Source organism: Stenotrophomonas sp. YJH_SMC_12-1, from assembly GCF_059370935.1.
In genome coordinates, this window is sequence record NZ_JCAFUD010000010.1 from 84145 (window position 1) to 108525 (window position 24381).

A 24381-nucleotide genomic window follows, 5' to 3' on the forward strand; every position below is an offset into this window, starting at 1 on the left:
ATGGCGACCGGACCGCACGCTCCGCACTGGGCCGACATCGGCGAATCCACGTCGGTTGCCGGCGTGCTGTTCCTGTGCTGGGTGCACCGCTGGTTCGGGCGCTGGCCATTCCGCCTGTGCGTGTGGCCGGTGGTGGCCTGCCATTGGTTGGGCAACCGTGTCGGCCGCCAGGCCTCGATGCAGTACCTGCAGCGCCTGCAGGCACACAGCGGCGTGCTCGGCCGTGCGCCGACCCGGCGCGACAGCCTGCGCCATTTCTTCGCCTTCGCCGACACGATGCTGGACAAGATCCTCGGCCTCGGCGGGCGCTACCCCGCCGAACGCATCCACCTGCATCGCGACCTGGTGCTGGAGAAGATCGCGCGCCGCGAAGGCGGGCTGATCCTGACCGCGCACATCGGCTGCCTGGAACTGTGCCAGGTGCTGGCCGAACAGGTGCCGGGGTTCCGCATCACCGTGCTGGTGCACACCGCGCATGCGCAGCGCTTCAACCGCCTGCTGCAACGGCTGGACCCGCTGGCGGCGGTGGAACTGGTGCAGGTAACCGAAATGGGCCCGGCCACGGCAGTGATGCTGGCCGAGCGCGTCGCGGCGGGGGGCTTCGTCGCCATCGTCGGCGACCGCACGCCGGTGCAGGGCGGACGCAGCGTCACCGCCGATTTCCTTGGCCACCGCGCCCCGTTCCCGATCGGTGCCTATGTGCTCGCCGCCGCACTGGGCTGCCCGGTCTACACCATGGCCTGCCTGCACCAGGGCGAGGGCTACCGCGTGGCATTCGAACAGTTCGCCGAACGCATCGTGCTGCCGCGCGGCTCACGCGATGCGGCACTGGCCGAACAGGCACAGCGCTTCGCGCGCTGGCTGGAACTCCAGGTCATCCAGTCCCCGTTGGACTGGTTCAATTTCTTCCCCTTCTGGGATCAGGCTCCGCATGACGACTGACGCCGTACCCGTGTGCCGCTTTGGCGATGCACCGTTGACCATCGAAGACGTGGTTTCCCTGGCCCAGCGCCAGTGCGAGGCCGCACTGAGCGACGCGCCGGCATTCCGCGCCCACATCCAGCGTGGTGCCGACTTCCTCGACCGCCTGCTGCGCGAGGATGGCGTGATCTACGGTGTGACCACCGGCTATGGCGATTCGTGCACGGTGAACATCCCACCGGCACTGGTGGCTGAACTGCCGCACCACCTGTACACCTACCATGGCTGCGGCCTGGGCCGTTACCTGGACCCGGTCGAGACCCGTGCGGTGCTGGCGGCGCGCCTGGCCTCTCTGGTGCGCGGCATGTCCGGTGTAAGCCTGCCGCTGCTGGAAGGCCTGGCCACGCTGCTGCAGCACAACGTGCTGCCGATGATTCCGGCCGAAGGCTCGGTCGGTGCCAGTGGCGACCTGACGCCGCTGTCCTACGTGGCGGCGGTGCTGTGCGGCGAGCGCGAGGTGCTGCACGACGGCCGCGTGCAGCCGGCGGCGGACGTGCTGGCGAAGATCGGCATGACCCCGCTGAAGCTGCGGCCGAAGGAAGGCCTGGCGATCATGAACGGCACCGCGGTGATGACCGGCCTGGCCTGCCTGGCCTGGCAGCGCGCCGACTACCTGGCACGCATGGCTACGCGCCTGACCGCGTTCAACGTGCTGGCCAGCGACGGCAACGCGCACCACTTCGACGAAACCCTGTTCGCCGCCAAGCCGCACCCGGGCCAGGGCCGCATCGCCGCGCGCCTGCGCAGCGACCTGCACAGCGAGCGCCCGCCGCGCAATGAACAGCGCCTGCAGGATCGCTACTCGCTGCGCTGCGCACCGCATGTGATCGGCGTGCTGGAGGACAGCCTGCCGTTCCTGCGCCAGCTGATCGAGACCGAACTGAACAGCGCCAACGACAACCCGCTGATCGACGCCGACGGCGAGCGCATCCTGCATGGTGGCCACTTCTACGGGGGCCACATCGCGCTGGCGATGGACACCCTGAAGAACACCGTGGCCAACGTTGCCGATCTGCTCGACCGGCAGCTGGCGCTGTTGGTGGACGCCCGTTACAACCATGGCCTGCCGGCCAACCTGTCGGCGGCCACCGGTCCGCGCGCGGCCATCAACCATGGGCTGAAGGCACTGCAGATCAGCGTGTCGGCCTGGACTGCCGAAGCGCTGAAGCAGACCATGCCGGCCAGCGTGTTCTCGCGCTCCACCGAGTGCCACAACCAGGACAAGGTCAGCATGGGCACCATCGCCGCGCGCGACTGCCTGCGCGTGATCGAGCTGACCGAACAGGTGGTGGCGGCAATGCTGATCGCCGCGCGCCAGGGCCTGGCCCTGCGTGAACGGGTTGGCCTGAATGCGCAGCTGCATGGCAGTCTGGCCGACATGTACGCCGACCTGGGGCAACGCATCGCCCTGGTCGAGGAAGACCGCGCGCTGGATCGCGAACTGCGGGAACTGCTGGTGGAGATCCGCGCGCAACGTTGGGAGCTGTATGCCGGTGAATGAGGCCATTGAACGGGTTGGCGAGATTGCGTTGACCCCCGCCTTCCATGACTGCGATCCGATGAACGTGGTCTGGCATGGCAACTACTTCAAGTACTTCGAGATCGCGCGCTGCGCGCTGCTCGGCCGCTACGACTACGACTACCCGCAGATGCTCGAATCAGGCTACCTGTGGCCGGTGGTCGATGCGCGGGTGAAGTACGTGCGCCCGCTGCTGTTCAACCAGGCGCTGCGCGTGGTCGCGCGCATCGTGGAATGGGAGAACCGGCTGAAGATCGAGTACGAAATCCTCGATGCGGGAAGCGGCCAGGTGCTGACCCGGGCGATGACCATTCAGGTCGCGGTGGACGCGGCCAGCAAGGAAATGCTGTACCAGTGCCCGCCGGTACTGTGGGAACGCCTGGGAGTGCCTGCGCCGTGACTATGCTTGTCCGTCTTCCGAGCGTGCTGCTGTGCGCGCTGATGCTCGTTGCCGCACCACGCGTGCAGGCGGCCGACCCCGCCATCGATGCCATCACCCAGGCGGTGGCGCGGCCGGATGTGCTGCGTGGCCAGTTCAGCCAGGAAAAGCAGGTGAGTGGCTTCAGGAACCCGCTGCGCTCGCAGGGCCGGTTCGTGGTCGCGCGCCAGCACGGCGTGATCTGGACCACGCTCAAGCCGTTCCCCTCGGAAGTAGTGGTCACCGCCGACCGCATCCTCAGCCGGCAGCGTGATGGCAGCATCCGCGTCGAACTGGACGCGCGGCAGCAGCCGGCGATGCGTTCGGTGAATGCGATCATGTTCGCGTTGATGAGTGGCGACGTGCAGGCACTGTCCAGCCAGTTCAACGTGGCAGCCAGCCGTGAAGGGCAGGGCTGGCGGCTGCGCCTGACGCCGAAGTCGGCGATGCTGGCCAAGGCCTTCGAATCGCTGACCCTGCAGGGCGACCGCTACGTGCGCCAGGTCGAGATCGTCGAGGCCAACAAGGACCGCACGCAGATCCAGTTCAGCGCGTTGAGCGAGGCGCCGGCCACGCTCAATGCCGACGAGGCCCGCCGCTTTGAGTGAGGCCGTGGCATCGAACGCACCGGACCGGTTGCGGCGCTGGTGGCACTGGCTGGGCATTGCCTGGCTGCTGGTGCTGCTGGCGCTGGGCGCACAGCAGTGGCAGCTGTGGAGCCAGCAATCGCGGATCGACACCGACATCCTCGCCCTGCTGCCGCAGGATGCGCACGACCGCCTGTTGAGCGACGTCACCCGGCGCATTGCCGATGGCAGTTCGCGGCAGGTCGTGGTGCTGCTCGGCAGCAAGGACAGCGCGGCTGCCAAGCGCGCGCAGGCGGCCTTTGCGGCGGCCATGGCCAAGGATGCCGACCATGCCTTGCTGGTACCCAGCGGTTCGATCGAAGGCTGGTTTGACGAGGCGCGCGCGTTCTACGCGCCGTACCGCGACCGCCTGCTGACACCGGCCCAGCGCGAGCAGTTGCTGGGCAGCGAACCGGGCGTGTTGGCCGAGCAGGCGCTGGCTGCGCTGTATGGCCCGATGGGTGCGCCGCGATTGACTGAATGGCGCCAGGATCCGTTGTCGCTGTGGCCGCAGTGGTGGCAGCAGCAGGCGCAGGGTTCGGGCCTGCGGTTGGGCGATGACGGCCTGCTTGAAGCCGAGGGCAGGCATTGGGCCGTGCTGCAGTTCGATACGCCCGGCTCGGCGTTCCAGCTGGATGGCGAGCGCCACCTCGATGGCCTGCTGGAACGTGCCGGGCAGGCCGCCACGGCGGCGGCGCCTGAGCTTGAAATCCTGCATGCCGGCGTGCCGCTGCATGCCGAGGCCGCCGCGGTGCAGGCCAACCAGGAGATCAACACCATCGGTTGGGGGTCGCTGGCGGCGGTGCTGCTGCTGGTGTGGCTGGCATTCCGCTCGCTGCGCCCGATCCTGCTGGTGGCCGCCTCGCTGCTGATCGGCTGTGGCGTGGCGCTGGCGGTGACCGTGCTGGTGTTCGGCAAGGTGCACGTGCTGACCCTGGTGTTTGGTGCGTCGCTGGTGGGTGTGGCCGAGGATTACGGCATTCACTGGTTCGCCTCGCGCCAGGCCGAACCGGCCGATCGTCGCTGGAAACTGCTGCGGCATCTGCTGCCCGGCCTGTGGCTGGCCCTGCTGACCAGTGCGCTGGCCTACCTGGCATTGGGCCTGGCCCCGTTCCCCGGCCTGCGCCAGATGGCACTGTTCTCGGTGGTGGGCCTGGCCGCAGCTTTCCTCACGGTGATCTTCTGGTTCCCGTGGCTCGACGGTGGCGAGATCCGCCAGACCCGCTTCTCGCAGTGGCTGGGCAATACGCTGGAGCGCTTCCCGCGCCTGCATGGCCGCCGCGCGGTGACGATGTTCGTGGTGATCACGCTGGCGCTGTCTGCCATCGGCATCGCGCGCCTGCAGAGCAACGACGACCTGCGCAGCCTGCAGTCCTCGCCGCCGGCATTGATGGCGCAGCAGATCCGCCTGAGCCAGTTGCTGGGCATGCCCAGCCCGGCGCAGTTCTACCTGGTGCAGGGTGCCGATGCCGCGCAGCTGCTGCAGCGCGAGGAAGCACTGACCGAGCGCCTGCGTGTATTGGCCACCGACAAGCGCATTGGCGGCTATCGCGCGATCAGCGATTGGCTGCCATCACCGGCACGCCAGCAGGCCGATGCTGCGCTGACCGCGAAGGTGGAACCCGGCGTGTTGTCGGCCGTGTCCGAGGCGGTGGGCGAGCCGCTGCAGCGACCGCAGTTCGCCGCCGCGCCGCTCACCGCCGAAGCCTTCCTGGCCTCGCCGGCCTCGCAGCCGTTCCGCCACCTGTGGGTGGGTGAAGTCGGTGGGCAGATGATCAGCGTGGTGATGGTCGATGACCTGTCGCGCGCCGATGCCCTGGCCACGCTGGAGGGTGCCGCCGAAGGCCTGCCCGGCGTGCGCTGGGTAGACCGCACCTCCGATTTCTCCAAGCTGCTGGGCCACTACCGCAAGCTGATGGGCGGGCTGCTGCTGGTCGGCATCGCACTGGTGTTCGGTGCGCTGTGGCTGCGCTACCGCCGCCAGGCCTGGCGCGTATTTGCCCCCACCCTGATTGCCGGCGCACTGACCCTGGGCCTGCTGGGCCTGTTCGGCCAGCCGCTGCAGCTGTTCAACGTGCTGGCGCTGATGCTGCTGCTGGGCATGGGCATCGACTACGGCATCTTCCTGATCGAACACCGTGGCGATGCCAGCGCATGGCTGGCGGTCTGCGTGGGTGCGGCCAGCACCTGGCTGTCGTTCGGCCTGCTGGGCCTGTCGCAGACCCCGGCGCTGCGCGCGTTCGGCCTGACCCTGCTGTTCGGGATCGGCCTGGTCTGGCTGATCTCGCCACTGTTCCGGCCGCCACCGCATGACCTGCCGCCGGCCTGAGTCCGCCTTCCGCTTCTCTTCTTTCCCCTGATCGAGCAACAAGGACGCCCCGATGAGTACTGCTGTGGATGCTGTCGAACGCACTGAAATCCTGATCATCGGCGCAGGCCCGGCCGGCTCCGTGGCCGCGGCGATGCTGCGCCAGCAGGGCCGACAGGTGCTGATGCTGGAGCGCCAGCAGTTCCCGCGCTTCTCCATCGGCGAAAGCCTGCTGCCACAGAGCATGGAGTACATCGAAGCAGCCGGGCTGCTGCAGGATGTGGTCGAGGCCGGTTTCCAGTACAAGAACGGCGCGGCCTTCGTGCACGGTGAAGCGCGTACTGCCTTCGACTTCCGGAAGAAGTTCTCGCCGGGCTGGGGTACCACCTACCAGGTGCAGCGCGCCGACTTCGACAACGTGTTGGCGCGCGGCGCCGAGCGCATGGGAACCACGCTGCGTTTCGGTGATGAAGTGCTGTCGGTCGAACCCGGTGAACAGCCTGCGGTGAACGTGCGCCGCCCGGATGGCAGCGAATACCGCATCGAGGCCGATTTCATCCTCGACGCATCGGGCTTCGCGCGCCTGCTGCCGCGCCTGCTGCAGCTGGAATCGCCATCCAATTTCCCGGTGCGCGGCGCGATCTTCTGCCACGTGCGCGACAACATTCCGGCCGAAGCCGACTTCGACCGCAACAAGATCCTGATCACCACCCATCCCGAACACATCGACGTCTGGTACTGGACGATTCCATTCTCCAACGGTTGCTGCTCGCTGGGCGTGGTCGCCGAGCCGTCGTTCTTCGAGCGCTACGAAGGCGACGACCTGCAGAAGCTGCAGGCCATCGTCGGTGAGGACCCCAACCTGACCCGCCTGCTGGCCAATGCCGAATGGGCGGTGCTGCCGGTGCGCCGCATCACCGGTTACTCGGCCAATGTCAGCTCGCTGTGGGGCCCCGGCTACGCGTTGCTGGGCAACGCCGGCGAGTTCCTCGACCCGGTGTTCTCGTCCGGTGTGACCATTGCCTTCAAGTCCGCGCAGCTGGCCAGCGAGTGCCTCAAGCGCCGTTATGCCGGCCAAACCGTCGACTGGGAAGCTGAATTCTCGATCCCGCTGCGCGCCGGCGTGAAGACCTTCCGCCGCTTCGTGGAAAGCTGGTACCAGGGCGGCTTCCAGAAGATCATCTACCACCCGCAGCAGCAACCCGAAGTGCGCGACATGATCAGCTCCATCCTGGCCGGTTACGCCTGGGACACCAAGAATCCGTATGTGGCCGATGAAAGTGGTCGCCGCATGCGCGTGCTGGAGGAATTGTGCAGCGCCTGATCTTCCGTACTGCGGCCCTGCTGCTGTGCGTGCTGCTGGCCGCCTGTGCCGGGCGCATGCCCAAGCCCCAGGTGGAGCTGCCGCCGCTGCGGCTGTCGCCGGCCAGCCTGCCGGCGCCGCTGGCCCTGCAGCAGCAGCTGCATTTCCGCTTCGGCAGCCATGAGCGCGACCTCGACGCGCTGCTGGAGGCCGACGCGCAGCAGGTGCAGCTGGCGGTGCAGGCGATGGGCCAGACCGGCGTGCGCCTGCAGTGGGACGGCCAGCAGCTGACCCAGCAGCGCGCGCCGTGGCTGCCGCCGCAGGTACGTGTCGAGCGTGTGCTGGATGACCTGCAGTTCGCGCTGTGGCCGACCGCGGCCATCGCCGCCGCGCTGCCGGCCGACTGGCAGGTCAGCGACGACGGCCAGCAGCGCAGCCTGTCGCGCGATGGCACGGTGTGGCTGCAACTGCAGCGCCTGGACGATGGCAGCGTGCAGCTGGACAACCGTGCCGAAGGCTATGCGCTGCGCATCGAATCGATCGACATGGCCGGACAGGACCGATGAGTGCACCGATCTACCTGAACGACCTGGGCGTGGTCTGCGCGCTCGGCGATGGCCGCGCCGCTGTCGCGTCGGCGATGTTCGCCGACGTGCCGGGCGGGCTCAGTGACAACGACAGCCTGTTGCCGGGGCGCACCCTGGCGCTGGGAGAAGTACGCACGCCACTGCCGGCGCTGGAGGAACTGCCGGTGGCCCTGCGCGGGCGCAACAACGCCCTGCTGGACGTGGCACTGGCGCAGATCGCTCCGGCGGTGGCCGCCGCGATCACCCGCCATGGCGCCGAGCGCGTGGCGGTGGTGCTGGGCACCAGCACCTCGGGCATTGGTGAGTCCGAGCAGGCCCTGCGCACCCACGCCGAACAGGGCCAGTGGCCGCAGGGCTTCGATTACGCCCAGCAGGAAATGGGTACTGCCGCGCAGTTCGTGCGCCAGCGCAGCGGCGCTCAGGGGCCCGCGTGGACCCTGTCCACCGCCTGCTCGTCCAGTGCCAAGGCATTGACGTCGGCTGCACGCATGCTGCGAGCCGGTATCGTCGACGCCGTGATCGCAGGCGGCGCGGACTCGCTGTGCCGCTTCACCGTGGCCGGTTTCAGTGCGCTGGAATCGGTTTCGGCCCTGCGCTGCAATCCGTTCTCGCAGCACCGCGCCGGTATCAACATCGGCGAGGGCGCCGCGCTGTTCCTGCTCACCCGCGAGCCGGGCCCGGTGTGCCTGGCCGGGTGGGGCGAATCGGCCGACGCCCACCACATGTCCGCGCCGGACCCGCAGGGCCTGGGTGCCATCGATGCACTGCAGCAGGCGCTGCAGCGCGCCGGCTGGGCGGCCGATGAAGTGGACTACGTGAACCTGCATGGCACCGCCACCGGGCACAACGATGCGATGGAAAGCCTGGCGGTTTCGCAGGTGCTGGGCAACGGCATTCGGGCCAGTTCGACCAAGCCCCTGACCGGCCATACGCTGGGTGCGTCAGGCGCGATCGAAGCTGCATTGTGCTGGATCGTGCTGGCCGAGAACCCGCAGCAGCAACTGCCACCGCACTGGTGGGACGGCGTGGCAGACCCCGCGCTGCCGGCACTGCCGCTGGTCGCACCGGCCACCCGCCTGGCGCAGGCACCGCGGCGGGTGCTGAGCAATTCGTTCGCCTTCGGCGGCAGCAATGCCGTGCTGGCGCTGGAGCGTCGATGAACATGCTGTATGCAATTGAAGAGGTGGTACCGCACCGCCAGGACATGTGCCTGCTGGAGCGCATCACGCACTGGGACCAGGACACCATCGAGGCGGAACTGGTGGTGCCCGAGGCCGGCCTGTTCGTGGAAAACCACGAAGTGCCGGCCTGGGTGGGTATCGAATACATGGCACAGGCCATCGCGGCCTGGGCCGGCTGCCGTGCGCGTGCAGCGGGCAAGCCACCGCAGCTGGGCTTCCTGCTCGGCAGCCGCCGCTACAACAGCGCGCGCTGCAGCTTCCCCAGCGGCTCGCGGCTGCGTGTACAGGCGCGCTGCGAGCTGTTGGGTGACAATGGATTGGGGATGTTCGCCTGCCGCATCCTGGCGGGCGAGGACGAATGGGCGACAGCCAACGTGTCGGTATTCGAACCGGCCGATGCGATGGCCTATCTGGAGAGTGGACAGGCATGACAGGGAATCGAAGCGTGCTGGTGACCGGCGCCAGCCGGGGCATCGGCCGGGCCATCGCGCTGCGCATCGCGCGCGATGGCTTCGACGTGGTGGTGCATTGCCGCAGCCGCCTGGATGAGGCACAGGCCGTGGTGGCCGAGATCCACGCGTTGGGCCAGCAGGCCCGCGTACTGATGTTCGACGTGGCCGACCGCGAGGCCGCACGCGCCGCGCTGGAGGCCGATGTCGAAGCGCACGGCGCGTACTACGGCGTGGTCTGCAATGCCGGCATCGCCCGCGACGGCGCCTTCCCGGCACTGTCGGCGGAGGATTGGGACCAGGTCATCCACACCAACCTGGATGGCTTCTACAACGTGCTGCATCCGCTGATCATGCCGATGGTGCGGCGGCGCAAGCCGGGCCGCATCGTCACCCTGTCGTCGGTGTCCGGACTGGCCGGCAACCGCGGGCAGGTCAATTACAGTGCCGCCAAGGCCGGCATCATCGGTGCCACCAAGGCCCTGGCGCTGGAACTGGCCAGCCGCCAGATCACCGTCAACTGCGTGGCCCCGGGCCTGATCGAGACCGAAATGCTCAACGATGAAGTGATCGAACACGCGCTCAAGCTGATTCCCGCCGGCCGCGTCGGCCGTCCCGACGAAGTGGCGGCCACGGTGGCGTTCCTGCTGTCCGAACCGGCCGGCTACATCACCCGCCAGGTGATCTCGGTGAACGGGGGCATGCTCTGATGGCCACCGATCGTCGCGTCGTGGTGACCGGTGCGTCCGCGATCAGTCCGCTCGGCCATGACTGGCCGACCATCGAGGCGCACCTGCGCAGCTGCCGCAACGCGGTGCGCGCGATGCCCGAGTGGGATGTCTATGCCGGGCTGAACACCAAGCTGGCTGCGCCGGCGCAGGACTTCGCGCTGCCGCCGAACTACAACCGCAAGACGACCCGCTCGATGGGCAAGGTCGCGATCATGTCGGTGCGTGCCACCGAAGTGGCACTGCGCGAAGCCGGCCTGCACGAGCACCCGGTGCTGCGCAGCGGTCGCACCGGCGTGGCCTATGGTTCCTCGTCGGGCAGCCACGAAGCCACCGGCGAGTTCGGGCGCATGCTCAACGAGTTCACCACCGAAGGCATCAGCGCCACCACCTACCTGAAGATGATGAGCCATACCGCGCCGGTCAACATCGGCGTGTTCTTCGGCCTGTCCGGGCGTGTCTACACCACCTCCAGCGCCTGCACCTCGGGCAGCCAGGGCGTGGGCGCGGCCTATGAAGCGATCCGCAGCGGCAAGCAGACGGTGATGGTCGCCGGTGGTGCCGAGCAGCTCGATGCCACCGCCGCTGCGGTGTTCGACACCCTGTTCGCCACCAGCGTGCGCAACGACGCGCCGCAGACCACGCCGCGCCCGTTCGATGCCGGCCGCGATGGCCTGGTGCTGGGCGAGGGTGCCTGCACGCTGATCCTGGAAGACCTGGAGCACGCGCAGGCGCGCGGTGCCACCATCCTTGCCGAGGTGGTCGGCTACGGCACCAACAGCGACGGCCAGCACGTCACCCAGCCCAGCGCCGACACCATGGCCCAGGCCATGCGCCTGGCGCTGGAGGATGCGGGCCTGGAGGCGGCGCAGATCGACTACGTCAACGCCCACGGCACCGCCACCGATCACGGCGACATCGCCGAGACCCAGGCCACCGCGCAGGTGTTCGGCAGCCGCGTACCGATCAGCTCGCTGAAGAGCTACGTCGGCCACATGCTCGGTGCCTGTGGTGCGTTCGAGGCCTGGCTGAGCATCGAGATGATGCGTGCCGGCTGGTTCGCCCCCACGCTGAACCTGGCCGAGGTTGACCCGCGCTGCGGCCAGCTCGACTTCATCACCGGGCAGGGCCGCGAATTGCAGGCCGAGTACGTGATGAGCAACAACTTCGCCTTCGGCGGCATCAACACCTCGCTGGTGTTCCGCCGCTGGAGCGAATGATCCACCGTCCCATCCCGCCTTTTTCCTCAACCCACCCGCACCCCCGACAAGGAGATGTTCCGATGCGCCGCACCCTGATGATCGCCACGGCCACTGCACTGCTGGCCCTGACCTCCACCGCCTCCGCCCGCGACACCCGCGTTGAGCAGTCCCTGCAGGAGCTGGTCACCTCGCAGGCCGCCCGGGACGCCGGCATCGACGGCAGCGTGCGCTTCTACCTGGCCGGCCAGCCGGTCAGCGTGCAGCAGCGCCTGGGCGAGGACGTGACCAACAAGAAGACCAACGCCGCCAACAAGAGCGATGCCGAGGCCTGCCGCTGGGTCGCGCTGTCGGCGCTGCGCGCGCTGCAGGACGGCGCCAAGTCGCGCGGTGCCAACGCGGTGGTCGACATCGTCAGCTACTACAAGAAGAACGAGTTCAAGAGCAGCACCAACTACGAATGCTATGCCGGTACGATCCTCGCTGGCGTGGCGCTGAAGGGCACCTACGCCAAGGTCAAGTAAGCGACCGCAGGGCAGCGGCGTTGCCTGAACGCCGCCGCCACATTGCTGAACCCCGTCGGGGAAACGCCGTCGATCACGCCGCCATCGTCGGCCGACGGCTTTCCCCGGTGTCGGCTTTCCGACACAATCATGGCTCTTCCCGGGTTATCGTCCCGCGGACATGCACGCCTACGTCTATAAAAGCCAACTCAAGCCTGACACCTACGTCTACGTTCCCCGACGCGATGATTTCAGCGCGCTGCCTGCGCCGCTGCTCACCTCGCTGGGTGCGCTCACCTTCGTCCTGGACGTGGCCCTGGATGCCCAGCGTCGCCTGGCCCAGGCCGACCCGGACAAGGTTCGCAGTGACATGAGCGAGCGCGGGTTCTACCTGCAGGTGCCGCCGTCGGTGGCCAGCCTGATGCCGCGCCACTATGACTGACGTCTCCCGTCCGCGCGCCCTGTCGATCGCCTTCGCCGTGGGCGCCGTGCTGGCACTGGGTGCTGCCGTGGGCGGCGTTGCCGGTGCCATCCTCGCCGCCCTGGCGCAACCGGCGTTCGCGCTGGGCGTGTCCTGGTGGCGGCGCAGCCGTGCGCTGCTGCCGCTGAGGGTGGTTGCACGCCAGGACCTGCCGGCGCTGCTGGCACTGTGGGCGGCCGCACCGCTGCTGCTGGCGCTGCTGCTGGCCTGGCCGCTGGCGGCGCTGCGTGACAGCGGCAGCCTCGCGGCGGTGCTGGGCCTGAGCGTGCTGGTCAGTGCCGGCCTGCTCGCTGCCTGGCGCACCTGGCCGTTGTGGAACGATGTCGAACGGCTTGATGGCCGCCTGGCCCATCATTGGCAGGCGCTGGCCGGTCGCGACCTGACCGCCTGGCGCGGTCTCGGCGTGGCGGCGCTGGTGATCGCGCTGGCCGCGCTGGTGGTGCTGCCGGCCTGGCCGGGACTGCTGCCGGAGAGCGCGCGCTGGCCCGCTGCGCTGGCCGTGGTGGTGGTGTCTCCCGTGCTGCACCTGCTGCTGCAGCGGGTCGCGCCGGCGCCGCTGGTGTCGTTGCGACCCAGCCCGATGGCGACGTCCTGCGCAGAACACGAACCGATGTTCGCTGCCGCGGCCGAGACCGCGCCGCTGGAGGCGATGGCACCGCAGGAGCTGACCCCGGCCCTGTATGAAGCCGCCCGCCACGGCCGCATCGACCGCGGCCTGCAGCTGCTGCAGGCCTGCGCCGATCCGTATGCGCTGCCCGACCCGAACTGGCGCGACCAGCGCAGCCTGGCGGTGCTGGCGGCGGTGCTGCCGGACCTGCGCCTGCTGCGCGAACTGATTGCCCGCGGCGTTGACGTGAACGCGCCGCACCGGGGCATGACCCCGCTGCTGGCCGCCACCCGCGACAGCTGGCATGGCCGCCCCGAAGCCGTGATGACCCTGCTCGCCAACGGTGCCGATTCGCGTGCCACCGACAGCGATGGCAACACCCCGCTGCACCATGCCGCGCGCAGTTCCGACCCAGGCGTGGCCGCGCTGCTGCGCGATGCCGCCGCCGAAGTCGATGCGCTGAACAACGAGGGCTGGTCGCCGCTGGCCGTGGCCTGCCAGGTCGGCAACTGGCGCCTGGCCCGCTTCCTGCTCGAACGCGGTGCGCGCAGCGAACCGGCAGAGGGCACCCCGGTGCTGCTGGCCGCCGCCGCCACCGAAGACGACGATCCGGCTGGCGTGCAGCTGCTGCTCAAGCACAAGGCGCGTGCCGACGCGCGTGATCGCCAGCGCCGCAGCGCGCTGCACGAGGCGGCGCTGGCCGGCCACGTTGAAATCATCGGCGTGCTGCTGGCCGCCGGTGCCAACCTGGAAGCACGCGATGCACTGGGGCGTACGCCCTGGCTGGAAGCCGCCCGTGCCGGGCGTGCCGCGGTGGTCGAACACTTGCTGCCGCACAAGCCGGACCTGGTTGCCGTCGACGGCGAAGGGCGCAACGCAGTGCAGCTGGCGGTGATGGCAGAGGATGTCTCGCCGTTGCTGGTCAAGCGCCTGGTGGAGCTGGGCATCGCCGCCGACGCGACCGATCCGGTCGGTCGCCGTGCAGTGGACTACGCTGCCGAAGCCGGGCGCTGGGCGATTGTCGCGTTGCTGGATCCGTCCTATCCATTGCCGGCCGCGGTCAGTGACGGCCTGGCCGAGCGTGGCGAAGCCGCCAGTGCCAGCGGCCTGCTGCCGGACCGCCCGCCGCTGACCCTGCTGCGCGAAGCGCTGGGCTTCGGCAACACCGAAGGCATGGCCGCGCTGGCCAAGCTGTGCCAGCCGGAAGAACTGGGCGGCCTGCTGCTCGACCCCGAGCTGGCGCTGGAGCCGCGCGCGGTGGATTGGCTGCTGGGCCACGGCGCCGATCCCTACGTGCGCGACGCCTGTTCCGATACCCCCATGTTCGCGTTGCTGTCGCGCGGCATTGATGCGGTGCCGGCGTTGCAGGTGATGTTGCAGCGTGGCTTGTCGCCGGCCGGACGCGGTGGCCTGGCGCGCTTCCTGGCGGCCTGTGCGCAGCACGACCAGGCCGCCCGTGGCCTGGAACAGCTGGCGCTGGAATTGCTGGAGCGTGGCGCCGATCCGTTCGCGGCTTCGCCGGCCGGTGATCCGCCGTTGTCACTGGCGGTGCGCCTGGGCTGGCTGCGCCTGCAGCAGGCGCTGCTCAAGGCGGGCGTCGATCGTGAAGCGCGCGACAGCCATGGCATGACCGCATTGCATCTGGCCACCGCATTGGCCCGCGAAGGCGCGCTGAAGCTGCTGGTGCAGCACGGTGCCTCGCCGGAAGCACGCGCCGCCGATGGCCAGACGCCGCTGGGCGTGGCGCTGTCGATTGGTCGCCGCGATCTGGCCGACTGGCTGGACTGGCGGGTGTGGCCGTTGCCGCGCCGCACCCTGCGCGAGTCCGATCTGCCGGCCGCCGCAATGGCCGGTGACGTGGATGCGGTACGCCGCCTGATCGATCTGGGCTTCGCCGTCGATGCGGTTGATGCGCAGGGCTGCACCGCGCTGCTGCGCGCCGCCGGCGGTGGCCATCTGGCGGTGACCGACCTGTTGCTGGCGCGTGGCGCTGATCCGCAGCATGCAGCGGCCAGTGGTGCCACGCCGCTGTCGGCGGCGGTCAGCATGCGCCAGGTGGACATCGTCTCGGCCCTGCTCGACGCTGGCGCCAAGCTGGAACACCGCCTGCCGGGCGGCGTGACCGTGCTGATGCTGGCGTCCGCGCTGGGCCTGCCGGACATCGTTGCGCGCCTGCTCACCGCCGGTGCCGACGTGCACGCCGGTGACGCCCAGCAGCTGGGCCCTCTGCACTGTGCCGCGCTGTATGGCTTCAGTGCCCGCGACCGCTCGCGCCTGCTCGCCCTGCTCGACACCCTGCTGCTGGCCGGTGCCGAACCGGACCAGGCCGCGGCCGGTGCGGTCACGCCGCTGCTGCTGCTGCTGGGCGCACGCGCCGAGCCCGGCACCGCCTGCGACGAACAGGTGGTGATGGCTGCGGTGGAACGTCTGCTGGACGAAGACGTGAGCCTTGAGGTGCGTGATCCGCGCGGCTTCGGACCGCTGCACCTCGCGGCCCTGCACGGCCTGCCGCTGCTGGTGCAGCGCCTGCTGCGCGCTGGTGCCGATCCGGAGGCGCGCGACAGCCTCAACCGCAGCCCACGCGAGATCGCGGTGATGCGTGGCTTCATCGACGTGGCCGGCGAGTTCGAACCGCGCGTGCCGGGTGTCTCGTCGATGGCGCGGTTCCTGCGCGACAACGGTTGAGCACCGGGGTCGGATCCCTTTCCCACGGAAAGGGCTCTGACCCCGGCATCGCGTCATCCACGCATGGCGTGGATCCACTGCTGGAATCCGCAGTGGGTAGTGCCGGCCGCTGGCCGGCAACCTCCTGAAACCTTCGGGATCACGAGGCTGCCGGCCAGCGGCCGGCACTACCGGGTCCATCAGCCATCGGGTGGGTGCCGACCGTTGGTCGGCACGCCTACTTGCCGTCGCTTTCCGCGTCGGCCTCGAACAGATGCATCAGGTCGTTGCGTGCGTCGCGCGAGGTCTGGATCACCGCTGCCTCGTCGTCGTACACCAGGTACTGGTCGCGCAGCAGCTGCTCATCGTGCTCGCGGAAGCGCTGCACGTGGCGCTCGGCCACGTCCGGTGCCACGCCCAGCGCGGTCAGCACGCGGCCGCTCATCTCCAGGCTGGTGCCGAACACTTCGCGGAACGGCTCGGCCGACATGTCCATCAGGCGCCACGCATGCTGGCGGTTGCGTGCACGCGCCAGCACCGTCGCGTCCGGGTACAGCCGGCGCACCATGCGCACCGCGCGCAGGTTGGTTTCCGGGTCATCCACGGTGATCACGAACACATCGATGTGCTCGCCCCCGGCCGCGCGCAGCATCTCCGGCCGGGTCGGGTCGCCGTAATACAGCTGGTTGCCGAATCGGCGCAGGTCGGCCACGGTATCCGGGTTCGCCTCCAGCGCCACGAACGGCACCTTCTGCGCGGTCAGCAGGCGCGCGATCACCTGGCCGAAGCGGCCCATGCCGGCGATCAGCACCTTGGGCCGGTTGTCCGGCGCCACCTTGTCGGCCTCGGCCGGCTCGCGCGGAGTGGCTTTCTCCTGGCCGAGCAGTTTCAGCAGCGCGATCATCAACAGCGGCGTGATCGCCATTGACAGGCCGACGATCGCCACCAGCCGGTCGTGGTTGGCGTTGCCCAGCAGGTGCGCGCGCTGTGCCTCGTTGAACACCACGAAGGCGAACTCACCGCCCAGCCACAGGACGCTGCCCAGCAGCAGCGATTGCCGCGAGCTGAGCCGGGCGACACGTCCAACCGCGTAGAGCAGGCTGAACTTGACCACCAGCAGGATGCCGACACCTGCGGCGATCAGCCACGGCTCGGCGGCGATGCGGTCCAGGTCGATGCCCATGCCCACCGCGATGAAGAACAGGCCCAGCAGCAGCCCCTTGAACGGCTCGATCTGCGCTTCCAGCTCATGCCGGAACTCCGAATCGGACAGCAGCACGCCGGCCAGGAACGCGCCGAGGCTGGGGCTGAGGCCGGCTTCCTGCATGAACCAGGCGGTGCCCAGCACCACCAGCAGGGCGGTGGCAGTGAATACTTCCGGGCTGCGGGTGCGCGCAATGATGCTGAACACCTTGCGCAGCACCGGTCGTCCGCACAGGATCACCACCGCCAGCGCACCCAGCGCCACGGCCGCATCTTCCCAGCGCAGGGTCTCGTTCTTGACCCCGCCCAGCAGCGGGATGGCCGCCAGCAGCGGGATCGCGATCAGGTCCTGGAACAGCAGGATGGCAAAGCCCAACCGGCCGTGGTCGCTGTTGATCGCCTTGTGCTCGGACAGCAGCTGCAGGCCCACCGCCGTGGATGACAGCGCCAGCGCCACGCCTACCACCAGCGCGCTCTTCCACTGGAAGTGGTCGAGCAGCAGCAGGCCGCCCAGCACCAGCCCGGACAGCGCCACCTGCGCCGCACCGGCACCGAACACCGAGCGCCGCATCACCTTCAGGCGTGCCGGCGACAGCTCCAGGCCGATCACGAACAGCAGCATCACCACGCCGATCTCGGCGGCGCCGAGGATGCGGTCGGCGTCCTGCACGAAGCCCAGCCCGTCCGGGCCGAGCACCACGCCCGCCGCCAGGTAGCCCAGCACCGCGCCGAAGCCGAACTTCTTGAACACCGGCACGGCGATGACCGCCGCCAGCAGCAGCACCAGCGCCAGTTCCAGACCACCGCTATGCATGGGAATACCTGGTCATCGGGGAGCCGCTGTGCGTCCGTTCGGGTTGGGAAAAGCGTGGCGAACACCACCGCGCCATTATGCGCGCCGGCCTGTGTACGCACGAGAACAACCTGCGGGCAGGGTGCTGCCGCGGCGGGACCGGGTTGACCTGCATGGTCCACGGGTCCAGACTGCCCGCCGCTGGCGGCGCGTCCGTCGGCACACGCATCCCGGAGTCCCCAACCCATGTCCAGCGACAGTAGAAGTCGACCTCGTTCGACGCCAGCGATGGCCACCGCCTGACATCGGGACGGTTTGCCTGCGTTGGCGTTGCGCGAGGTCGCACCCCCACAAGGCAAACCCGATGAACCAGAAGCAATTGCTGCGCCCGGTGGCCGATGCCGCCGCACTGGCCGCGCCGCTGGCGAACTTCAACACCGCCGATGCGGTGGAATTCCTCAACACGCTGGAACTGACCCGCGCCGCGGAAACGCTGGCTGCGCTGCCGTTGCCGCGTGCAGTGAAAATGCTGGAAGCGCCGGAACTGCACCGCAGCGGCGAACTGGTGGCTGCGCTGCCGCCGGCGCGCGCTGCCGCCCTGCTCGGCTTGATGGCCGACGACCGCGCCACCGACATCGTCCATGAGCTGGATGAGGAAGAACGCGCCCGGTTGATCCCGCTGCTGGGCACCGACGCCCGCCAGGCCATCCAGAAGCTGCTCAGCTACCCGCCGAACACCGCCGGCGCGCTGATGACCACCGAGTACGTGGCGGTACCCGCCAGCTGGACCGTGGCGCAGACCCTGCAGCACATCCGCCAGGTCGAGCGCACCCGTGAAACGGTGTACGCGATCTACGTGCTGGACCCGGCCAGCCAGCAGCTGCAGCAGGTGGTGACCATGCGCCGGCTGATCACCGGCCTGCCGGAGGAGTCGATCCTGGACGTGGCCCAGGTCAATCCACCGGTGACGGTGGACGCACTGATGGACCAGGAAGAAGTGGCACGGCTGATCCGTCGCCACGACCTGCTGGCGATCCCGGTGGTCGATGCGCAGCAGCAGATGCTCGGCATCGTCACCGTCGATGACGTACTGGATGCGCTGATCGAGGAATCCACCGAGGACGCGCACAAGTTCGGCGGCATGGAAGCGCTGGACAAGCCGTACATGCAGATCGGTTTCTTCGAGATGCTGCGCAAGCGCGCCGGCTGGCTGAGCGTGCTGTTCCTGGGCGAGATGCTGACCGCCAGCGCGATGCAGCACTATGAGGACGAACTGGCGCGCGCGGTGGTGCTGACCCTGTTCATTCCGCTCATCATGAGTTCGGGCGGCAACTCCGGTTCGCAGGCCACCTCGCTGCTGATCCGCAGCCTGGCGCTGCGCGAACTGCGCCTGCGCGACTGGTGGAAGGTGGCCCTGCGCGAAGTGCCCACCGGCATGGTGCTGGGCGCGATCCTCGGCTGCCTGGCCATCGTGCGAATCGTGATCTGGCAGCTGGGTGGCCTGCATGACTACGGCGAGCACTGGATCCTGCTGGCGATCACCATCGGTGCGGCGCTGGTCGGCATCGTCACGTTCGGCTCGCTGTCCGGATCGATGCTGCCGTTCATCCTGAAGCGGCTCGGCTTCGACCCGGCCAGTGCCTCGGCCCCGTTCGTGGCCACCCTGGTGGATGTGACCGGACTGGTGATCTATTTCAGCATCGCCGCGATGATCCTGCACGGAACGCTGCTGTAACAAAAAAGGGGACGGAGGGGATTAAGTCGTTTGTGGCACAAACGACTTAATCCCCTCCGTCCCCTTTTTTGGGTACCGTAGGCGCATGAGTACCTACCACCTGCAGTCCGTGTTCCGTCCGCAGTCGGTCGCGGTGATCGGCGGCAGCCCACGTCAGCGCTCGGCCGGACGTGCGGTGATGCGCAACCTGCGCGGCACCGGCTTCCCCGGCAAGGTGGCGTGGATCAACCCGCGGCATGCCGAAATCGATGGCATCCGCACCGTGAAGCGGCTGAAGGACCTGGACTGGGTGCCGGATCTGGTGGTGATCACTGCGCCGGCGTCGATCGTGCCGCAGGTGGTGCGCACCGCTGCCGAACGCGGCGTGCAGGCGGCAATCATCCTCACCGCGCACCTGGGTGAAGGCCCGGGCTCGCTGTCGGCGCAGGTGGAGGCGGTGGCGCGCAAGCATGGCCTGCGCATCCTCGGCCCACACTGCCTGGGTGTGATTGCACCGCACGCACGGCTCAATGCCAGCATCGCCGCGCACTTCCCGCAGGCCGGTGATCTTGCGTTGATCTCCGAATCCTCGGCCATTGCCGCCGCGCTGGTGGAGTGGGGCGTGGCCCGCTCGGTCGGGTTTTCCGCGGTGGTCTCGCTGGGCGACACGATGGACGTCGACTTCGGTGACCTGCTCGACTACTTCGCCACCGACTACCGCACCCGCGCCATCCTGCTCTACGTCGAGCAGATCAAGGATGCGCGCAAGTTCATGTCGGCCGCGCGTGCCGCCGCCCGCGCCAAGCCGGTGGTGGTGGTGAAGTCCGGCCGCGCCGAGCGCGTGCAGCCGGGCAGCCGCGATACCCATGTGCAGGCCCTGGCCCGCGCCGACGACGTGTATGGCGCCGCGTTCAACCGCGCCGGCCTGCTGCGCGTGGGCGCGCTGGACGAACTGTTCACGGCCGCCGAATCGCTGGGCCGGTTGGGGACCTTCCCCGGTCGTCGCCTGGCCATTCTCAGCAATGGTGGCGGTGTCGGCCGCCTGGCCGTGGACCAGCTCATTGCACTGCGTGGCACGCTGGCCAACCTGTCCGACAGCACGGTCGAAAAGCTCGACGCGGTGCTGCCGCAGGGCTGGTCGCGCAGCAACCCGGTCGACATCGTGGTCGACGCCGATGGTGACCGCTATGCCGCCGCCATCGAGGCGCTGCTGGCTGACAACGAGAATGATGCGGTGATGGTGGTCAACGTGCCGACCGCATTCACTTCATCCGCAGACGCCGCACAGGCGCTTACCCGCACGCTCGGACTGCGCCCGCGCCATCACCGCGACAAGCCGGTATTCGCGGTGTGGCTGGGCAACGATGACCAGGCCACCGCCACGCTCAACGCGGCACGGGTGCCGACCTATCCGACCGAGGCCGAAGCGGTGCGCGGCTTCCAGCATCTGGTGCGTTACCGCGAAGCACAGAACGCCCTGATGGAAACACCACCCAGCCTGCCGCAGGACTTCAGTGTCGACGCTGCGGCCGCACGCGCGCTGGTCGATGCGGCATTGGCCAACGGCCAGCAATGGCTGGACCCGTTGGCCACCCACGAACTGCTCAAGGCCTACGGCATTCCCTCCGCGCCGGTGATGCACGCGCGCGATGCGCACGAGGCAATGGACCTGGCGCAGCCGTTGCTGGAGCGTGGCGCCAGCGTGGCGCTGAAGATCCTGTCCCCGGACATTCCGCACAAGTCGGAAGTGGACGGCGTGCGCCTGAACCTGTCCACGCTGCCGGCGGTGCAGAGCGCGGCCAACGCGATCCTGTCGCGCGCACGCCAGCTGCGGCCGGATGCGCGCATCGATGGCCTGCTGGTGCAGCCGACCATCGTTCGCCCGAAGGCGCGCGAGTTGATCGTCGGCATTGCCGATGACGCGACGTTCGGCCCGGTGATCGTGGTCGGCCGTGGCGGTACCGCGGTTGAAGTGATCAATGACAAGGCGTTGGCGCTGCCGCCGCTGGACCTGCGCCTGGCCCACGAGCTGATCGGCCAGACCCGCGCCTCGCGCATCCTCAAGGCCTATGGCGATGTGCCTGCCGCCGACGAGCGCGCACTGGCCTTGGCGCTGGTCAAGCTGGCGCAGCTGGCCGCCGACATTCCCGAAGTGCGTACGCTGGACATCAATCCGTTGCTGGTCGACGGCAAGGGCATCCTCGCCCTCGACGCACGCGTGGCGGTGGCGCCGTCGCGCATCCTGCACAAGGGCCGTGGCCATCCGCGTTTTTCGGTGTTCCCGTACCCGAAGGAGTGGGAGCGCACCATCGAACTGTCCGATGGCGGCCGCGCCTTCGTGCGTCCGGTGCGGCCGGAGGATGACGCGTTGTTCCGTGCGTTCTTCGCCCGCGTCAGCGACGAGGATCTGCGCCTGCGCTTCTTCCAGTCGGTGAAGCACTTCAGCCACGAGTTCATCGCGCGCCTGACCCAGCTCGATTACGCACGCTCGATCGCACTGGTGGCGATCGAACCGCGCAGTGGCGAAATGCTCGGCGCGGTGCGCCTGCACGCCGATGCCGATTACCACCGTGGCGAGTACGGCATCCTGATCCGCTCGGACCTGAAGGGGCACGGCATCGGCTGGCGGCTGATGGCGATCATGATCGAGTACGCCAAGTGGCTGGGCCTGGACGTGGTCGAGGGCCAGGTACTGCGCGAGAACAGCACCATGCTGGCGATGTGCCAGAGCCTGGGCTTCAAGACGAAGCTGGACCCGGATGACCCGACGGTGATGATGGTGACCCTGCCGGTGCAGCAGGTCGAGGTGCCGGCGGCACCGCTGTAGAGTCGAGCTCGCTCGACTGTTGCCATCGAAAGCAGTCGAGCAAGCTCGACTCTACGACCAGGCTACCGCATCGGTTCCACCACCACTGCCGTGCCGTAGCACAGCACTTCGGTCAGCCCGGTCATCACATCGGTGGCGTCGTAGCGCATGCCGATGATCGCGTTGGCGCCCAGCTGCCGCGCGTGCTTGACCATGTCGCGGTAGGTTTCCTCGCGGGCCTGTTCACACAGCTCGGTGTAGATGGTGATGTTGCCACCGAACAGGGTCTGGATGCCGCCGAGGAAATTGCCGACGATCGAGCGCGAGCGCACGGTGATGCCGCGCACCACGCCCAGGTTGCGCACCACGCGATGGCCGGGCAACTCGAAGGCGGTGGTGACCAGTGAATCGTCGAAACGTGTCAGCGAGGTCGTCGGGTTGCCGCTGTTGTAGGGGTCTGCCATGGCCGCATCCTTGGAACGGGTAGGGTCGAGGGCTGCATCCTAGCGTGTCGTCGCGCTGCTGGGCCGGTTCTGCAACGCACAGGGCCAGCCACGGCATGTCCTTGCCACCGCACCGGCGCGACAATACCCGCATGACCGACCGTATCCCCCTGCTGCTGCTGCCTGGCCTGCTCAACGATGCCGAACTGTGGCGCGCGCAGTTGGCCGATCTGGCCGACATCGCCGATTGCACGGTAGGCGACCAGACTCGCGGCGAGACCCTGCAGGCGGTGGCCGAGGACGTGCTGGCGCAGGCGCCGGAACGCTTCGCCCTCGCCGGTTTCTCGCTGGGTGGCTTCGTCGCCCAGCAGATCCTGCGCATCGCGCCGGAACGCGTGCTGCAGCTGGCGCTGGTCGATACCTCGATCCACGCCGATTCACCGGAACGTGCCGAACAGCGCCGCAGCCAGCGCGCCAGCGTGCGCCTGCCCGGCAAGTTCCATGGCTTCGGCGATGTGCTGATGCGCAGCTACATCGATGCCTCGCGGCTGGATGATTACGTGCTGGTGCAACGTGTGCGTGACATGACCGCCCGCCTGGGCGCGGACGTGTTCCTGCGCCAGAGTGCGCTGGAACGCCGTGACGGCCATGACGTGCTGGCTGGCTACCGCGATCCGCTGTTGATCATCTGCGGGGCCAACGACCGCATTACGCCACTCGCGGTCAGCGAGGAAATGCACGCCCTGGTGCCGCACTCGCAGCTGGTGGTGGTGCCGGACTGCGGGCACCTGGCCCCGATGGAGAAGCCGGACGAGGTCAGTGTGGCGATGCGCGGGTGGTTGCTGCAGGGCTAGGCCAAAGCCGCTTCTGGTGGGTGCGGACCTTGGTCCGCACGGTGTTTCAATGATCCATCAGAGGTCAGTGCCGACCAAGGGCGGCACCTACCGATTCCGATCCGCAACCGCGGTCGGGATCAATCCCAGGCGGGTGCAATCCCTTCCGGATTCGCCAGGCGATGGCCACGGTCCAGCTTGGCGATCTGCGCCATGTCTTCGTCGGTCAGGCGGATCGCTGCCGCTTCCAGGTTGCTCGACAGGTTCTCGCGCTTGGTCGACGACGGGATCACCGAGAAGCCCTGCTGCAGCGCCCAGGCCAGCGCGATCTGCGCCGGAGTGGCCTGGTGGCGGCCGGCAATGGCCTGGATCACCGGGTCCTTGATCACCTCGCCATAGGCCAGGCTCATGTAGGCGGTGACGTGGATGCCGTTGTCCTGCAGGAACTTCACCAGCAGGCGGTTCTGCAGGTAGGGATGGATCTCGATCTGGTTGGTGGCGATGGCATCGGCGCCAAGGATCTCGATGGCCTTGCGGGTCTGGGCGATGGTGAAGTTGGAGATGCCGATCGCCTTCGTCAGGCCCTGTGCCTTGGCCTCGGCCAGCGCCGGCAGGTACTCCTCCATCGGCACGTCGACCTTGTCGTTCGGCGACGGCCAGTGGATCAGCGTCAGGTCCACATGATCGGTGCGCAGCTTTTCCAGACTGGTACGCAGGCTGGCCAGCAGCGCTTCGCGCTTGAACGCGGTGATCCAGACCTTGGTGGTCAGGTAGATCTCTTCGCGCGGCACGCCGGAATCGGCGATGGCCTGGCCGACCTCGGCTTCATTGCCGTAGATCTGCGCGGTATCGATGGCGCGGTAGCCGACATCCAGCGCATTGCGCACCGAGTCGATCACGGTCTGGTCTTTCAGGCGGAAGGTGCCGAGACCGAAGGCGGGGACAGTCATGGGGAGCTCCAGCAGAGGGGAGGGATGCGAATATCCAGCAAAGGGTAGGCCAGTGGCCGCATGCGTGCCGGCAACGGTGCATTGC

Annotated in this window: 20 protein-coding genes; 17 read left to right on the plus strand and 3 right to left on the minus strand. The window is 68.5% G+C overall.

Annotated elements, in window-relative coordinates; genetic code table 11:
* The 14 genes from AC5P8Y_RS17755 to AC5P8Y_RS17820 all read left to right on the plus strand — a co-directional run bounded on the left by AC5P8Y_RS17755 (nt 1) and on the right by AC5P8Y_RS17820 (nt 15575).
* Nucleotides 1-942: a lysophospholipid acyltransferase family protein gene (locus tag AC5P8Y_RS17755; RefSeq protein ID WP_049403647.1), complete on the plus strand. Its 942-nt coding sequence runs from the start codon at nt 1-3 to the stop codon at nt 940-942.
* Entirely contained in the window at nt 932-2482 is a 1551-nt protein-coding gene (locus AC5P8Y_RS17760) for an HAL/PAL/TAL family ammonia-lyase (protein ID WP_495202108.1), read from the plus strand. Before AC5P8Y_RS17755 ends, AC5P8Y_RS17760 begins: the two co-directional genes overlap by 11 nt.
* The gene (locus AC5P8Y_RS17765) at nt 2469-2900 is read left to right on the plus strand and encodes an acyl-CoA thioesterase (protein ID WP_495202109.1); all 432 of its coding nucleotides are present in this window, start codon (nt 2469-2471) and stop codon (nt 2898-2900) included. The genes AC5P8Y_RS17760 and AC5P8Y_RS17765 overlap by 14 nt, the downstream gene beginning before the upstream one ends.
* Nucleotides 2901-2902: 2 nt before the next feature.
* On the plus strand, nt 2903-3526 hold the full coding sequence (locus tag AC5P8Y_RS17770; RefSeq protein WP_495202121.1) for a LolA family protein: 624 nt from the start codon (nt 2903-2905) through the stop codon (nt 3524-3526).
* Complete coding sequence (locus tag AC5P8Y_RS17775) at nt 3498-5873, plus strand: MMPL family transporter (RefSeq protein WP_495202110.1); 2376 nt, start codon at nt 3498-3500, stop codon at nt 5871-5873. The genes AC5P8Y_RS17770 and AC5P8Y_RS17775 overlap by 29 nt, the downstream gene beginning before the upstream one ends.
* Before the next feature lie 52 nt (nt 5874-5925).
* Nucleotides 5926-7176, plus strand: coding sequence for an NAD(P)/FAD-dependent oxidoreductase (locus AC5P8Y_RS17780; protein ID WP_043034447.1), 1251 nt, complete (start codon nt 5926-5928; stop codon nt 7174-7176).
* A complete protein-coding gene (locus AC5P8Y_RS17785; protein WP_164133259.1) occupies nt 7164-7721 on the plus strand; it encodes a DUF3261 domain-containing protein in 558 nt (185 codons plus the stop codon). Before AC5P8Y_RS17780 ends, AC5P8Y_RS17785 begins: the two co-directional genes overlap by 13 nt.
* Nucleotides 7718-8902 carry a beta-ketoacyl-ACP synthase gene (locus AC5P8Y_RS17790; RefSeq protein WP_164133260.1) on the plus strand — a complete coding sequence of 395 codons (1185 nt, stop codon included), beginning with the start codon at nt 7718-7720 and terminating at the stop codon, nt 8900-8902. Before AC5P8Y_RS17785 ends, AC5P8Y_RS17790 begins: the two co-directional genes overlap by 4 nt.
* On the plus strand, nt 8899-9354 hold the full coding sequence (locus tag AC5P8Y_RS17795) for a hotdog family protein (RefSeq protein ID WP_005411597.1): 456 nt from the start codon (nt 8899-8901) through the stop codon (nt 9352-9354). The genes AC5P8Y_RS17790 and AC5P8Y_RS17795 overlap by 4 nt, the downstream gene beginning before the upstream one ends.
* Nucleotides 9351-10082 carry a 3-ketoacyl-ACP reductase FabG2 gene (locus AC5P8Y_RS17800; RefSeq protein ID WP_005414863.1) on the plus strand — a complete coding sequence of 244 codons (732 nt, stop codon included), beginning with the start codon at nt 9351-9353 and terminating at the stop codon, nt 10080-10082. Before AC5P8Y_RS17795 ends, AC5P8Y_RS17800 begins: the two co-directional genes overlap by 4 nt.
* The gene (locus tag AC5P8Y_RS17805) at nt 10082-11320 is read left to right on the plus strand and encodes a beta-ketoacyl-ACP synthase (protein WP_005411595.1); all 1239 of its coding nucleotides are present in this window, start codon (nt 10082-10084) and stop codon (nt 11318-11320) included. The genes AC5P8Y_RS17800 and AC5P8Y_RS17805 overlap by 1 nt, the downstream gene beginning before the upstream one ends.
* Before the next feature lie 62 nt (nt 11321-11382).
* Nucleotides 11383-11823, plus strand: coding sequence for a hypothetical protein (locus AC5P8Y_RS17810; RefSeq protein WP_005411594.1), 441 nt, complete (start codon nt 11383-11385; stop codon nt 11821-11823).
* Nucleotides 11824-11983: 160 nt separating this feature from the next.
* On the plus strand, nt 11984-12244 hold the full coding sequence (locus AC5P8Y_RS17815) for a YcgL domain-containing protein (protein WP_005411593.1): 261 nt from the start codon (nt 11984-11986) through the stop codon (nt 12242-12244).
* Nucleotides 12237-15575, plus strand: a complete 3339-nt coding sequence (locus tag AC5P8Y_RS17820; protein ID WP_495202111.1) for an ankyrin repeat domain-containing protein — start codon at nt 12237-12239, stop codon at nt 15573-15575. Before AC5P8Y_RS17815 ends, AC5P8Y_RS17820 begins: the two co-directional genes overlap by 8 nt.
* A gap of 217 nt (nt 15576-15792) precedes the next feature.
* Here the strand turns inward: AC5P8Y_RS17820 and AC5P8Y_RS17825 are convergent, their stop codons facing one another.
* The gene (locus tag AC5P8Y_RS17825) at nt 15793-17571 is read right to left on the minus strand and encodes a monovalent cation:proton antiporter-2 (CPA2) family protein (RefSeq protein WP_005411591.1); all 1779 of its coding nucleotides are present in this window, start codon (nt 17569-17571) and stop codon (nt 15793-15795) included.
* A gap of 343 nt (nt 17572-17914) precedes the next feature.
* Here AC5P8Y_RS17825 and mgtE point away from each other — a divergent pair, with 343 nt between their 5' ends.
* Nucleotides 17915-19285: a magnesium transporter gene (gene mgtE, locus AC5P8Y_RS17830; protein ID WP_005411590.1), complete on the plus strand. Its 1371-nt coding sequence runs from the start codon at nt 17915-17917 to the stop codon at nt 19283-19285.
* A gap of 85 nt (nt 19286-19370) precedes the next feature.
* Nucleotides 19371-22091: a bifunctional acetate--CoA ligase family protein/GNAT family N-acetyltransferase gene (locus tag AC5P8Y_RS17835; protein WP_033833808.1), complete on the plus strand. Its 2721-nt coding sequence runs from the start codon at nt 19371-19373 to the stop codon at nt 22089-22091.
* Between the two features lie 62 nt (nt 22092-22153).
* On the opposite strand, the gene AC5P8Y_RS17840 is transcribed toward AC5P8Y_RS17835, so the two are convergent.
* The gene (locus AC5P8Y_RS17840; RefSeq protein WP_033833807.1) at nt 22154-22534 is read right to left on the minus strand and encodes a YbjQ family protein; all 381 of its coding nucleotides are present in this window, start codon (nt 22532-22534) and stop codon (nt 22154-22156) included.
* A gap of 131 nt (nt 22535-22665) precedes the next feature.
* Between AC5P8Y_RS17840 and AC5P8Y_RS17845 the strand changes: the two genes are divergently transcribed.
* A complete protein-coding gene (locus AC5P8Y_RS17845) occupies nt 22666-23367 on the plus strand; it encodes an alpha/beta fold hydrolase (RefSeq protein ID WP_033833843.1) in 702 nt (233 codons plus the stop codon).
* A gap of 119 nt (nt 23368-23486) precedes the next feature.
* Here AC5P8Y_RS17845 and dkgB read toward each other — a convergent pair whose 3' ends face one another.
* A complete protein-coding gene (gene dkgB, locus AC5P8Y_RS17850) occupies nt 23487-24296 on the minus strand; it encodes a 2,5-didehydrogluconate reductase DkgB (RefSeq protein ID WP_012481584.1) in 810 nt (269 codons plus the stop codon).
* Between the last annotated feature and the right edge of the window lie 85 nt (nt 24297-24381).

Coding starts and splice junctions, on each gene's coding strand:
- AC5P8Y_RS17755 (WP_049403647.1), top strand. CDS start 1: ATGGCGACCGGACCGCACGCTCCGCACTGGGCCGACATCGGCGAATCC.
- AC5P8Y_RS17760 (WP_495202108.1), top strand. CDS start 932: ATGACGACTGACGCCGTACCCGTGTGCCGCTTTGGCGATGCACCGTTG.
- AC5P8Y_RS17765 (WP_495202109.1), top strand. CDS start 2,469: ATGCCGGTGAATGAGGCCATTGAACGGGTTGGCGAGATTGCGTTGACC.
- AC5P8Y_RS17770 (WP_495202121.1), top strand. CDS start 2,903: ATGCTTGTCCGTCTTCCGAGCGTGCTGCTGTGCGCGCTGATGCTCGTT.
- AC5P8Y_RS17775 (WP_495202110.1), top strand. CDS start 3,498: ATGCCGACGAGGCCCGCCGCTTTGAGTGAGGCCGTGGCATCGAACGCA.
- AC5P8Y_RS17780 (WP_043034447.1), top strand. CDS start 5,926: ATGAGTACTGCTGTGGATGCTGTCGAACGCACTGAAATCCTGATCATC.
- AC5P8Y_RS17790 (WP_164133260.1), top strand. CDS start 7,718: ATGAGTGCACCGATCTACCTGAACGACCTGGGCGTGGTCTGCGCGCTC.
- AC5P8Y_RS17795 (WP_005411597.1), top strand. CDS start 8,899: ATGAACATGCTGTATGCAATTGAAGAGGTGGTACCGCACCGCCAGGAC.
- AC5P8Y_RS17800 (WP_005414863.1), top strand. CDS start 9,351: ATGACAGGGAATCGAAGCGTGCTGGTGACCGGCGCCAGCCGGGGCATC.
- AC5P8Y_RS17805 (WP_005411595.1), top strand. CDS start 10,082: ATGGCCACCGATCGTCGCGTCGTGGTGACCGGTGCGTCCGCGATCAGT.
- AC5P8Y_RS17810 (WP_005411594.1), top strand. CDS start 11,383: ATGCGCCGCACCCTGATGATCGCCACGGCCACTGCACTGCTGGCCCTG.
- AC5P8Y_RS17815 (WP_005411593.1), top strand. CDS start 11,984: ATGCACGCCTACGTCTATAAAAGCCAACTCAAGCCTGACACCTACGTC.
- AC5P8Y_RS17820 (WP_495202111.1), top strand. CDS start 12,237: ATGACTGACGTCTCCCGTCCGCGCGCCCTGTCGATCGCCTTCGCCGTG.
- AC5P8Y_RS17825 (WP_005411591.1), bottom strand. CDS start 17,571: ATGCATAGCGGTGGTCTGGAACTGGCGCTGGTGCTGCTGCTGGCGGCG.
- mgtE (WP_005411590.1), top strand. CDS start 17,915: ATGAACCAGAAGCAATTGCTGCGCCCGGTGGCCGATGCCGCCGCACTG.
- AC5P8Y_RS17835 (WP_033833808.1), top strand. CDS start 19,371: ATGAGTACCTACCACCTGCAGTCCGTGTTCCGTCCGCAGTCGGTCGCG.
- AC5P8Y_RS17840 (WP_033833807.1), bottom strand. CDS start 22,534: ATGGCAGACCCCTACAACAGCGGCAACCCGACGACCTCGCTGACACGT.
- AC5P8Y_RS17845 (WP_033833843.1), top strand. CDS start 22,666: ATGACCGACCGTATCCCCCTGCTGCTGCTGCCTGGCCTGCTCAACGAT.
- dkgB (WP_012481584.1), bottom strand. CDS start 24,296: ATGACTGTCCCCGCCTTCGGTCTCGGCACCTTCCGCCTGAAAGACCAG.